Source organism: Raineya sp. (assembly GCF_053497555.1).
Genome location: NZ_JBRCWE010000057.1, coordinates 1 through 12,189, shown reverse-complemented (window position 1 = coordinate 12,189; position 12,189 = coordinate 1). Strand labels below are relative to the sequence as shown.

General features: G+C 36.0%; 9 protein-coding genes. 5 read left to right on the top strand and 4 right to left on the bottom strand.

Translation table 11 applies throughout. The features are described 5' to 3' along the window. The 5 genes from ACWITO_RS07290 to ACWITO_RS07270 form a co-directional block, all read left to right on the top strand. On the top strand, positions 1-282 hold a 282-nt coding region (locus ACWITO_RS07290), incomplete at its 5' end, for a hypothetical protein (protein WP_448529337.1). A gap of 50 nt (positions 283-332) precedes the next feature. Then, positions 333-2,228 (top strand): ATP-binding response regulator, encoded by a 1,896-nt coding sequence (locus ACWITO_RS07285; RefSeq protein WP_448529336.1) that lies wholly within the window; start codon positions 333-335, stop codon positions 2,226-2,228. Further along, positions 2,225-3,757, top strand: a complete 1,533-nt coding sequence (locus ACWITO_RS07280) for a PorP/SprF family type IX secretion system membrane protein (protein ID WP_448529335.1) — start codon at positions 2,225-2,227, stop codon at positions 3,755-3,757. Before ACWITO_RS07285 ends, ACWITO_RS07280 begins: the two co-directional genes overlap by 4 nt. Before the next feature lie 63 nt (positions 3,758-3,820). Further along, a complete protein-coding gene (locus ACWITO_RS07275) occupies positions 3,821-6,280 on the top strand; it encodes a hypothetical protein (RefSeq protein WP_448529334.1) in 2,460 nt (819 codons plus the stop codon). A 38-nt stretch (positions 6,281-6,318) separates the two neighbouring features. Continuing rightward, positions 6,319-7,443, top strand: a complete 1,125-nt coding sequence (locus ACWITO_RS07270) for a methylmalonyl-CoA mutase family protein (RefSeq protein ID WP_448529333.1) — start codon at positions 6,319-6,321, stop codon at positions 7,441-7,443. Positions 7,444-7,446: 3 nt separating this feature from the next. On the opposite strand, the gene ACWITO_RS07265 is transcribed toward ACWITO_RS07270, so the two are convergent. The 4 genes from ACWITO_RS07265 to ACWITO_RS07250 form a co-directional block, all read right to left on the bottom strand. Beyond that, positions 7,447-8,538, bottom strand: coding sequence for a serine hydrolase domain-containing protein (locus tag ACWITO_RS07265; protein ID WP_448529332.1), 1,092 nt, complete (start codon positions 8,536-8,538; stop codon positions 7,447-7,449). Between the two features lie 102 nt (positions 8,539-8,640). Next, on the bottom strand, positions 8,641-9,414 hold the full coding sequence (locus ACWITO_RS07260) for a hypothetical protein (RefSeq protein WP_448529331.1): 774 nt from the start codon (positions 9,412-9,414) through the stop codon (positions 8,641-8,643). A 32-nt stretch (positions 9,415-9,446) separates the two neighbouring features. Continuing rightward, on the bottom strand, positions 9,447-10,340 hold the full coding sequence (locus ACWITO_RS07255; RefSeq protein WP_448529330.1) for a DUF2279 domain-containing protein: 894 nt from the start codon (positions 10,338-10,340) through the stop codon (positions 9,447-9,449). Between the two features lie 24 nt (positions 10,341-10,364). Beyond that, positions 10,365-11,924, bottom strand: a complete 1,560-nt coding sequence (locus ACWITO_RS07250; protein ID WP_448529329.1) for a tetratricopeptide repeat protein — start codon at positions 11,922-11,924, stop codon at positions 10,365-10,367. Positions 11,925-12,189 lie beyond the last annotated feature (265 nt).

Below are 12,189 nucleotides of genomic sequence, written 5' to 3'. Positions count from 1 at the left end.
GAGGCAAGAGAAGCCTTGGATATTATGCGTTTGGATAAAGAAAATCAGTACAGCTACAACCGCTATTTGGACTATTTGCATTGGAAAGCCAGCGAAGCAATGAATGCTAAATTGGAGGCAGAAGAGAAAATAAAAAACATAGAAATGAAAGCAAAAATGGATAAGGCAATAGAAATCGTTAAAAATGCCATAAAAGAAGGCTTAAATGATGAACTAATTGCCAAACTTACGAATTTATCAGTGGAGGAAATTCAAGCAATTCGTCAGAAATTTGAAAAATGAACACAAAGGAGCATATTCAATCATAGAAAATCATCTGCAACAGAAATTATATGTTAAGCATTTTTGACTATAAAAAGCTATATCTCTCGGAGCAATCGTTTTATCAGTTTTTGAAACTTGATGATGATTTGATAATTTTAGATAGCTGTCAGAGTATTTTTGAAATGACTATCGGAGAAAGTTTGGTAACAATTTTCCCTTTTTTAGAAAGTATTAGCCAAGCAATCCATAGCGAGAAAACTATTTTTTTGCCACGTATAGACCTTTCGGAGAATGAAAATGAAAATAAATTTTTTGATTTTTTGCTGTTTCGTGAAGAACGTTTCCCCGATAAGCCTATTATTTGCATTATCAAAGATGTGAGCCGTAGCGAAAAAAGTGTTTTGGAAATGGAGCAACTGGCTCGGCTGGCAATGCTTGAAAATGAGTACCTGAACTTGCAAAATAAAAATATTCAATTAGAAAATACGATTTTGCAAATGCGTAATGAGGAATTACGTAAAAATCGGGATTTGAAAAACCTCTTTTTCTCTAAAATTAGCCACGAATTACGCTCACCTGTAAATGGTATTTTAGGACTTTCGCAGATTATTTTAGAGCAAGAAAGCCCCACAGGGGAGCTGAAAGAATATATTGAAAGTATTTATACGGCTTCCAAACATTTACGCACTATTTTAGACGATATTTTAGACCTTTCTAAGCTGGAAAGTGGCTCTATTCGTCTGCAAAAGCAACATTTTCAACTGAATACTATTTTTCAGCACCTACAACTCAATTTCTTGCAGATTTTGGAAAAAAAACATCTGAAACTGCATTTTGAAATGGACGAGTACATTCCTCATACACTTATAGGTGATGAGGTGCGTCTGACACAAATCTTTTACAACCTTATCAGCAATGCTATTAAATTTACAGAACAAGGGCAAATTAGTGTAAAGGCTACCTTGGAAAGTCTGCAAGAAAATCAATGCCAACTCAAATTTGAAGTTTCAGATACAGGCGTAGGAATGAACGAAGAAGAAACAAAACGCATTTTTGACCCATACGAGCAAGTAGGCAATCTTTCTTATCAAGAGCTTGGCGGAACAGGTTTAGGGCTTTCGGTAGTAAAGCAACTTGTGGAAATTTTTGGCGGAAATATTCAAGTGAGTAGTCAGAAAAATGTGGGAACAAGTTTTGTGTTTAATATTCCATTTGAGTTTTTGCCTAAGCAAGAAGTTTCTGAAACACATCAAAAATACCAATTTTTTGCCCTGAAAGCCCTTTTGGTTGATGATTCTGCCATAAGCAGGCTTTATACCCAAAAATTGCTCAAACAATTAGGCTTTGAAGTAGAGGTTTGCGGCGAAAGCCGAAAAGCCCTTGAAATGCTCAAAAATGAGTATTACGATTTGCTTATTACTGACTTGCAAATGCCCGATCTGGAAGGTGATGAAATGGTAAAAATATTTGAGCAAAATAATTCTCACAAACACAAAACGGCTATTCTTTTTGCTACGGGAAGTTTGGGATTGCGAAAAGTCGCCTATCCTATTCTATTAAAACCTTTTTCGCAAGAGCAACTGATGTTTATGCTTGAACAAGTAGTGCCAACAGAAAAGCGTACTTTGTGTAGTATGAATTACCTGCAAAAAATTACTGACGGGCAAAAAGATTTTCTGCAAGATATGCTTCACTCGCTAATGATGAGCATTCCCGAAGATATTGAAAAAATAGGCGAATATTTGGCTCAAAAAGATTTGCAACACCTTCATAAGGCAATCCATAAGCTCAAACCTTCTACGACGCTTATTGGAAGCGAAGTGCTTTCGCGTATAGCTTCTGAAATGGAAAAAATGACACTCCGCACCCCAACTGATTGGGAAAAACTGAAAAAATATTACGATGTTATGCAAAATTTAGTAACTTCGTGTAGCGATTCTATGAAAAAATTGGCTGAAATTTGAAACTGACATTTTTTTTACCCTTTTTTCTTTTCTGTATCATACTTTTCTCCTTTTCGGCAAAGGGACAAATAGCTCTTTTTTCGCAATATTACGAGCCTACTCCTTTGCTACAAAATCCTGCTTGGGCGGCGGCAAGGCAAGAAGTATGGGCTTCGCTCAATTTTCGTCGCCAACAGATTGGCGTAGGGCAAGGGATTAGCACTTCGGCTTTTCAGTTTGTATTTCCATTGGTTGATGCTTCCAACTATCAAGCGGGAGGTTTCGGTCTGCTCGCTCTCAATGAAAGAGCAGGCAAAGGGGGACTTCTGCAAACCAATGCTATTTTGGCAAATTTGGCGTATCGTGTCAATTTTAGTGAATACGACCATTTGGCTTTCAGTTTGCAGGGAGGCTATTTTTTTCGCAGGCTCAATGCAGGTTTGCTCACTACCGAAAGCCAATACACTATCAATGGTTTTGATGCCTCATTGCCTCTCAACGAACCTTTGGCAGATTTCCGTTCCGATTTTCCTGCTGTCAATGCAGGACTTTTGTGGTATGGTGAAGATGATGAAAAACTGCTTTATTATGTAGGAGTTGCAGGTTACACGCTCAATCGCCCTAATACTACTTGGTTTGCCGAAGTAAGTCGTATCCCTTTGCTTTGGAATGTTACAGGAGAGTTTTTTCTTGCAGAAAAAGATAATTGGTCATTCCACCCTACGGCACGCTACTTTGAGCAAAGTAGTAGGCGAAATGTGCAACTGGGAGCTTTGGCTCGCTACAACGCCAAAGAACGCAATGAGAACAAATATCGTATGGGAGCAGGATTGTGGTACAATACAAACAAGGCTTTGGTGGCAAGTTTTGATTTTTGGCAAAAAAACTATCAGATTTCCTTCAGTTATGATTTTGCTTTTGGCAATAGAAATGTGGCAGGGCAAACTTTAAGTGCCTTTGAAGTGAGCCTGCTGTGGCGAAATCCTTTTGAAAGAAACAAAAAGCTGAAAAAACAAAAGCAAAAAACAGAAAAACAAGATATTCGCAACCCAATGCTTACGCAAACAGATAAACCTACTACCGAAAAACCCCAAGATACGCTTAAAAAAGATAGTCAAATACGTTTGGATACTACCCAAAAAATGACCAAACAGGCAGGCGAAGCCAACCGAGTAGAACAGAAAGGAGGTTTGAAAGTCATCATTCGTGAGCCGATAGAAATTTCTGCTAAAAAATCTAAAAACAAACTCTCGCCACTGGAAAAGCAAATGTTTAAGCCCGCTTTTCCCGATAAAGATGGCTTTTTGGAAATAGATAAAGCCAAAATTTATCAGATAGCTCAAATTTTAGAAAAAAATGAAGATTTGAAAATTAAGATTGTTATTTTTGCCGATAAAGATTACGCCGATACTGAATTTTTGAAAATACAGGCAGATGATTTGAAGGAAAAACTTATTTTGCAAGGAATTGCCCCCCAGCGTATTATCCGACAAAATGTAGTCCGAAAAAATGAAAAAAATCGTTTGGAATGGGTAATTTTGCAGAAGTAAAGTAATCAAGTTTTGCTTGCAATTCAAGAAATAAATCCGTTTCTTTTACATAAAAAAACATTGATGAAATACCAAAATATTAGAGAAGAAGAACTTAAAAACAGAATTGCCAAAGATTATTTTTGGCTTTATGACTGTACTAAGATTATAGGCAATGTAGATTTTTGTGTAGCCATACATCAAAGTCAGGTAGAACTTTTTGAGCAAGAGTTTTTGCTTTGGGCTGAAGCTAAAAAAGGTAGTGCAGACCTTTACAGAGCTATTGTTCAGTTGATTTTAACTATCGGAAAAGCTCGTACTTTTGATAAATTCTTACCTCCTGCTTATTTGGGGGCTTTTGACTCTGAAAAAATTGCTTTCATTCCTTATAGCGATATTTACGAAGTTTTTTACTTAAACGATTTTAATTGGAATGTAACTCCTTCCAATCACGAAACAAAAGAATTTAAACTTGTCTTTGATAAGGTAAAAAATACAATTGACCAAAAGGCTCTCATTTTTACTTTTGGCAAAGATGATAGCGAATTGCGTTATTTTATCAAACATAATTTTCGTGAGAGCAAGCGGGGAGTTACTAAAATTAAAATTGATAAAAATAATTTTATCATCATTTACAATAAATGGCTGCAGACCGTCAAACCTACTATTGCTGTAAATTGGGATATAGCCAAACAAAATGGAATTATTGATGGCGATTTCTATCTTGCCGACCTGCTCTCGCAAGAAAATGTTACTCTCAAAGAAAAACTTTTTGTATTGCTAAACAAAGACCATTATCAAGTAGATAGAAAAATCAATCAAATGGGAATGTTTAGCAGTATGCGTACTGATTTCATAGATAAGCAAGTGGCTCATACGCAGTTTTGGAATAAATATGAAAGACCGCCCAAAGAAGAGTATTGGGATTATATCGTAGAGCGTAGGGATTTGCTTGTACCACAAGATATAAGAGAAAGAAAAGGGAGTTTTTTCACGCCTCAAATTTGGGTAGAGTTGGCACAAGAATATTTTGCAAAACTATTGGGCGAAAACTGGCAAGATGAATATTATGTGTGGGATTGTGCCGCAGGTACAGGTAATTTACTGGCGGGTTTAATAAACAAATACCATATTTTTGCTTCTACCATAGATGTCCAAGATGTGGAAGTAATGCACGACCGCATAGAAAATGGAGCAAACCTTTTGCAAGAACACGTTTTTCAATTTGACTTTCTGAATGATAGCTTTTTGCCTAAATCTAAAGGAGGGAAATTGCCCGAAAGCTTGTACAAAATTATCATAGATGAAAAAAAGCGAAAAAAGTTAGTTATTTTTATCAATCCACCCTATGCCGAAGCCACCACCGCAAGAACCGTAACAAAAACAGGGGAAAATAAAGCAGGTGTTGCCACAGCACATAAAGCAAATTTAGATTTCAAAAACAAAATTGGCAATGCTTCTAACGAAGTTTTTGCTTTATTTATGGCTCAAGTTTATGAAAAAATCCCGAATTGCTTATTAGGCACTTTTTCTAAATTGAAGTTTGTTCAGGGTAGTAATTTTGATAAATTTAGAGATTTTTTCAAAGCTAAATATTTAGATGGTTTTGTTGTCCCTGCTAATACCTTTGATAATGTAAAGGGGAATTTTCCAATAGGTTTTACAATTTGGAATTTGGCTGTAAAAGAAAAAATGAATGAAGTGGTTTGTGATGTTTATCTTAAAAACAATAAGCAGAAAATTGGGCAAAAGACTTTCTTTGGCGAATTGCCTCAAAGTATTAACAAATGGATAAAAACATTTGATTACAAAAATGGAAATGGCAATGGATTGGGTTATATGGGTAATCCTGCACCTGATTTTCAACATAACTCACAACTTTACATTTCTATAAAAAAAGGCATAGAACATTTTAATTTTTGGAGTTTCAGTGAGCATAATATTATTCAGGGGGCTATTTACTTTGCTGTTCGTCATTGTATAGAACCTACTTGGCTCAACGATAGAGATCAATTCCTTTGTCCTAATAATAAATGGGAAAATGATACCGAATTTCAAAATGATTGTCTGACCTTTACACTTTTTCACGGGCAAAATCGTATTACAAGCAAAGAAGGTACAAATCACTGGATACCTTTTGCAGAGCAAGAAGTAAATGCCAAAGAAAAATTTGATAGTAATTTTATGAATAAATTTATTCAAGGAAAACTCAAGCCTAATGGCAATGGAAATCTTTATGAGCCTGAAAAAATCAGAACTACACCTCTTGAATTTTCTGCTGAAGCTCAAGCGGTTTTTGAAGCAGGCAGAAATCTTTGGAAATATTACCATAGCCAGAAATTTATACCTGGAACTTACAACCCTAATGCTTCGCTTTACGACATTAAAGAATATTTTCAGGGTAGAAATGAAAAAGGAAAAATGAACAATAAAAGCAATGATGAAATCTATAATGAACTGATTGCCTGCTTACGTAAAAAATTGCAAACACTTGCTGATAAAATTGAACCAAAAGTTTATGAATACAGGTTTTTGAGGCTGTAATTTTCAAGATAAATTTATTCAACCCAAAACAAAAAAATATGCTTTTTTCTGAATTTCAATCTGTTTCGCCGCAAGAGTGGCTTTTGCAAATAGAAAAAGACCTGAAAGGCAAGCCATTGGAAGAAATCTTGGCTAAAAATTACGAAGGAATTCCTCTTAAGCCTTTCTACACGCAAGAAGATGTAAATGTGCAATTTTCAAAAGCACTTGCTCAAAGCCTACTGCGAGATAAAACTTTCACTTTACCTGCGGGGGCTACGGGTAAAGTAGCAGAGCATATTGGCGATTGGCTCAGTAGTGGTAGAAATTGGGACGAAACAGCTTTTGAAAACTTTTTGGAAAGTGTATTGCAAGACGATTATATTACCATTCATACGGCTTTTTTGCATAATGCAGGGGCAAATGCTATTCAAGAAATTGCTACTACATTGGCTATTGTGAATGTGTATTTACAAAAGTTGCAGTCAAAAAATTTTGACCTTGAAAATTTTTTTAAAAAATTGCAGATAGTAGTAGCAGTGGGTAGTAATTTCTTTATGGAAGTAGCCAAATTACAAGTTATTCCTTTTTTAGTAAATCGGCTACTGGTGCAGTATTTGGGTAAAGAAAGTGAAACCTATCCTCGTTTGCTTGCTGTAAATGCTTTTATCAACAAATCGGCTCGTGATGCCTACAATAATATCATCAGAAGCACTTTGGAGGTAATGGCGGCTCGTTTGGCAGGAGCAGACGAAGTTTCTGCTATTCCTTATGATTATTTTTTGGGAGGAGCAGAAAATAGAGAAAGTGAATATATTGCCACTTGCATAGATAGAATTTTGCATTACGAAAGCAAAATTGATTTTGTAAAAAATGCCACACAAGGTACTTATTTTGTAGAGTATTTGGCTTACGAGCTTGCTCAAAGAAGTTGGAATTTGCTTCAAGAAATTGAAAAACAAGGAGGATTGGTTGCCTATGAAAGCAAAGGGCTATTGAGCCAGCAAATTCAAGCAGTAGCCAAGCAGAAAATTGTTGATTTTCAGCAGAAAAAAAGTGTACTTATTGGCGTAAATAAATACCCCAATCCCAAAGACGAACACCTAAAAACTGAACATAAAGATTTGGATAGCTTTTTTCAAGGTAGAGCTATCCGAGAGTTTCGTTTGGAGGAGTTTTTGTAAAATCTATTGTATAACTTCGCTCAATTTCTGCCAAATCTGGTTTTGAATATCAAAGGCAACCAAAGATGTAGAAGTCCCACCTGTACCCATACGCACGACAATAAGGTTTTGGCTGGGTACAATGTTTAGAATTTGTCCATTTTTTCCGATAGCCGCATAAGTATCTGCGGGTGCATACGGACAGATACTGCCACTAAAAACGAGTTGCGATTGAGGTATCATAAATGAATTTTTACCATTGAGCCACCACAAATAGCCATAACTCTGATTGAGGTTTTGCGAAGTGTTTATCATTGCTTCCAGATAGTTGGTGTCGTTTAGGATAGTTTGATTTTGCCATTTACCTTTGGCTAACATCAATATTCCAAAACGAGCCATAGCCCGAGCCGTGCTGTAATAGACATTATTGAAGTTTTGTTCAATCCAAGAGCCGTCCATACCAATTTTATCACGAATGCGACTTGCAAAATAATTGTTGTAGGTTTGTCCTGTCGCATTTTCTACTACTTTGCTCAAAAGTGTGTAGGGAGCATTGTGATACGCCCAGCGAGAACCTGCATTCGCTTTGAAAACTAAGCAATTGGGTGTGGTACAATCTGGATTGCCTACGGCATCATCAAGCCCAGTGGTCATTGTAAGTTGGTGGCAAATAGTAATTTGGTTTTCTTGGGCGGCAGTGAGGCTTGTCCAGCCCAAGCCCAAAAAATCAGAAGTCTTTTGATTGATGTTCAAGAAATTTTCTTCTTGGGCTTTGCCCACAAGCGTAGCGGTAAGCGTTTTTCCTGCCGATGCCCAGTACCAAAGACTATTTTGCGTGAAAGTTTGTCCAAAAAGGTCGGTGTTGTAGTATTTTTCTAAAACTATCCTGCCATTTTTCAGAACCATAAAGGCTCTTGTGCCATTTTGTTGGAGTGTGTTTTCCAAATCGGCAATTTTGGCAGTATTCCAGCCCAGGTCTTCGGGTTTTATCTTTTCCCATTCTGCACTTTGCAGTGGCGGAAAATATAAATCGCTTGGAATAGAAGGTTTTACTTCTTTTTTCTTGCAAGCCAAAGTAGCCACAAGGAGTAGCGAGAGTAAGAGTATTTTTTTCATAATATTTTTTTGCTTTGATGAAAAACTGAAAGAAAGGTTTAATGGGTAATGGTGTTTTTTTCTGATAATTCGGTTTTTCTAAAAAAAATGAAATTTAGTGCGTTAATTTTTAGGTAACTCAAAAGGGATTTTAAGCATTAGTTTTTTGCGTTGGGCTTTGCCGTTGGCATCTGGCACAATAAAACGCGGTGCATTGGCAATAAGCCTACGAACTTCCTCATTAAAATACTCTTCACAGCTGAAATTGGCACGTTCTTTATCTATTTCCATTTTTCCATTTTCATCAATGATTACAGCAACAAAAACATTACATTCTTTGCGTTCTTGCAAGCCTTGTGGCGGATAGCGTAAATTTTTCTTTACATAAATGCTCCACATATCAGGCGAATAGATTTGTGTGGGCTGGTTAGGTGCATTTTCAGCAGAAGTAGCATTTTGGGTGCTATCTTTGTTGGGCTTATTTTCCTTTTGTGGCGAAATATCATTATTTTGCAAAGGTTTATTTTGCGTGCTTTCCTCTACCACACTGATTTCTCGGTTTGTTTCAGTGTTAGTTTCGGTGTTTTTTTGAGGGTTATCTTCACTTTTTGGTGGAGGCGGTGCTTGTGGAAGCAATAGGATAGGGGTTTCATCAAAGTTGATGTCCTCCAGCTCAACGTCTTGCACTTGTAGCATAAATTCTTGCTCTGTGGGCTTTTCTGTGGTTTTGAGTTGTTTTTTAGAAAAAAACTTTACATCAAGAGCCAGAAACAAAATAATGGGTAAATTCACTAAAAAGCCAATGGCAAGGGCTTTATGATAATTTTTGCGTAGGCGATATGCTCCATAGCGTTTGTTCCGATTTTCAAAAATAACTTCTGTAAGGTCAAATAGCATAGCTTTTGAGCTTTGGGTTTGGTATTTTTCTATCAAAAATAAAGCCAATGCCAATGAAATCCATTTCTAAAATTATACTCCAAAGCAGGGGCGGGTAAGCGAATAGTGCCGAGTGTCCAGAAAACTTTTTTGAGAAAGCGATTTTTGGTTGGGATATTTTGCAGATGAAAATCTAAACCTAAAAAAATACGCCTAAACGAATGGAAGCCGTTGGCATTATTTTCAGGCTCGCGAGCAAAAACCATTTCGCTAGCTCCCGTACCTATGGCAAGATTGAGCCAAGAGGGAAAATTTTTGATTTTTGTAAAATAAGCCAAATCTGCCGAAAGCCAGTAGGTTTGTCCGTTGTAATCTTTGAGAATTTGCTCGGGCAAATTTTTTCCGAGTACAGCAGGACGCAAAGGGGCATAAGGGCTTTGTGAAAAAGAAAACTTGAAATGCAAATGCGGTTCTTGCCATAGTTGCCCTTGTCCCCACCAAAGCAAAGCCCCTGAAAAATTAGCAAGCAAATCGCCCCAAGAAGCCCCATAAGAAGCCGAAAAACCATCAAAAACTTCAATGGGTGTCATTAGGATTTGGCTTGTGATAGCTCCCCAAAGAATGGCTTTTTTGCGTTGCAAGCCTGTCCATTCAAAAAGTTCGGTGCTGGCACGACTAATATGATATGCCGAGTAAGCGTGTCCGATTTTATCTATTTGCCGCCATTGCGGATTATCGTTGAAAAAATGAAAACTGGTACGAGGGTTATTTTTGTACCAAGCCTCATTGAGAAGTATCAAAGAACCTGCGTAAGCTGTCCCGCCTGCTCCTATTACCCAATACAAGCGTTTTTTATGGAATGGCTTGGGTAGCGTATCTTGGGCTGAAAGCTGAAAAGATAGTAGGAAAAAAACAGATACAGCAAAATAGCATTGAAGTCTGAACACAATTCCATTTGATTTGAGTGCAAATTACTCAAAATTCTGAATAAATTTGCTTAAATCTTCTTCGGGTTCAAGGTGGAATTTCTTTTTCAGACGATAACGGCTCATTTCTACGGCTTTTGGAGTGATATTGAGTAGAGTGGCAATTTGTTTTTTATCTAAATGCAGTTTGATGAAAGCACACATTCGCAAATCGTTTTCAGTAAGTTCGGGATATTTTTCTTGTAGATTTTTGAAAAAGTTTTCGTGTATTTTTTCAAAACGCATTTTGAACTCGTTCCAGTCTTTTTCCAAATTTTCAGTAGAGGCTATTAGCTGTTTGATTTTTTGAATATTCTCTTGGCTCTTATCAGAAGATTTTTTTACAAATTCCTTAATTTGTAAGATAGCTTCCTGTTGTTGTGTTTTTTGGAGAGTGGCACTCAATAGCTCTTTTTGTTGGTATTCTAATTGATGTTTGAGAACTTCTTGTTGGCTTTTTAGTTCTTCTTGTATCATTAGAGTTCTTTCTAATTCGCAGGCGACTACTTTCTTTTCCGCTTGCTGGCGTTTGTTACGCAGATAGAGGTTGCGAAGCCCTACTACCGCAATGAGAAGCAAACTTATGAGCATCCAGATGAGGAAATAATTACGAGATTTTTCATAGTTGGCTTTTTCAAGTTCTTTTTCTTTGCGTAAAATAGCTTGGTCTTTTTTGGCTGTTTGATATTTGGCTTCTAATTCATTGATTTGTTTAAGGTTGGTTTCATTGATAATTTTCTTATATACGCTGTCATATTTCTTGAAAAAAAATAAGGCTTTTTGGCTATTTTGTTCTTTTTCATAGGTATCTGATAGTAGTCTATAACTTTCTTGAACTATTTCCATAGATTTTATTTCTAAGCCAATTGCAAGAGATTTTTGTAGCAGACTTTCAGCATCCTTATGTTTTCCATAGTTTAAGTATGCTTCTGATAAATTGATTTGAGTACTGGCTACAAGTATAAGGTTATTGGTTTTTTCGCATAATATTAGAGCTTCTTCTAGAAGTTTAATAGCGGGAAGTATTTCTTTGTTTAAAATGTATAAATTGGCTATATTATTTTTAAGCATAATTGCTCTGAAATACCATTCCTCATTATTTTGGGTAATTTTATTGTGCAACTTTAAGGCGTACTGATACTCTTGTAGTGCCTGATCATTACTATTTTTGGCTTTGTAGATTAAAGCTCGGTTATTTACACAACCTATAATGGTGTTGGTGTCTTTTTTTTGTGTGTAGTATTCTATAGCATTATTGAAGTAGTATAAAGCCTTATCAAAATCTCCTTTATCTTTAAGAGTATTTCCTAATCCTATGTACAAACTATAAAGCAATTCATCATTTTTAAGTTGTTCGGCAATAGGCAAAGCTTGATAATAATAGTAAAAAGCAGAGTCTAATATTTTTCTTTCAGAATAGTATTTTGCCAAACTAGACAAGGCTTTTAGATGCTCTAAGGAATTTTTATCATATTTATTTTTAGTTTCCCATAAAACAGGCAGTTCTTGTCCATCTGCGTTAATAAAATTCATTACAAACCCAACGAAGAATAGTAATCTACACATAGATTTTCTGTTTTGAGTATTTATACTTTTAGTGAATTAAAGGTAAATAAAAATTGAAATTTTTTGCTTACATAAAATAATAAAAATTTGATTTTTAATTACTTATATATTCTTGTAGTGCATTTGTAGAAGGCTTATAAATATAATGTAACGTGAGTTACAAGGTTAAGTATTTGAAATACAATTTATTAAGAAATTTGATTATTTTTGCAATATTGTGTTTTTTGACCTCACCCCCAGCCCCTCTCCAAAGGAGATGGGAGCT

Excerpts from the sequence above, each read along its gene's own strand:
- ACWITO_RS07285 (WP_448529336.1), top strand. The coding sequence starts at position 333 with ATGTTAAGCATTTTTGACTATAAAAAGCTATATCTCTCGGAGCAATCG.
- ACWITO_RS07260 (WP_448529331.1), bottom strand. The coding sequence starts at position 9,414 with ATGCTATTTGACCTTACAGAAGTTATTTTTGAAAATCGGAACAAACGC.
- ACWITO_RS07265 (WP_448529332.1), bottom strand. The coding sequence starts at position 8,538 with ATGAAAAAAATACTCTTACTCTCGCTACTCCTTGTGGCTACTTTGGCT.
- ACWITO_RS07275 (WP_448529334.1), top strand. The coding sequence starts at position 3,821 with ATGAAATACCAAAATATTAGAGAAGAAGAACTTAAAAACAGAATTGCC.
- ACWITO_RS07270 (WP_448529333.1), top strand. The coding sequence starts at position 6,319 with ATGCTTTTTTCTGAATTTCAATCTGTTTCGCCGCAAGAGTGGCTTTTG.
- ACWITO_RS07250 (WP_448529329.1), bottom strand. The coding sequence starts at position 11,924 with ATGTGTAGATTACTATTCTTCGTTGGGTTTGTAATGAATTTTATTAAC.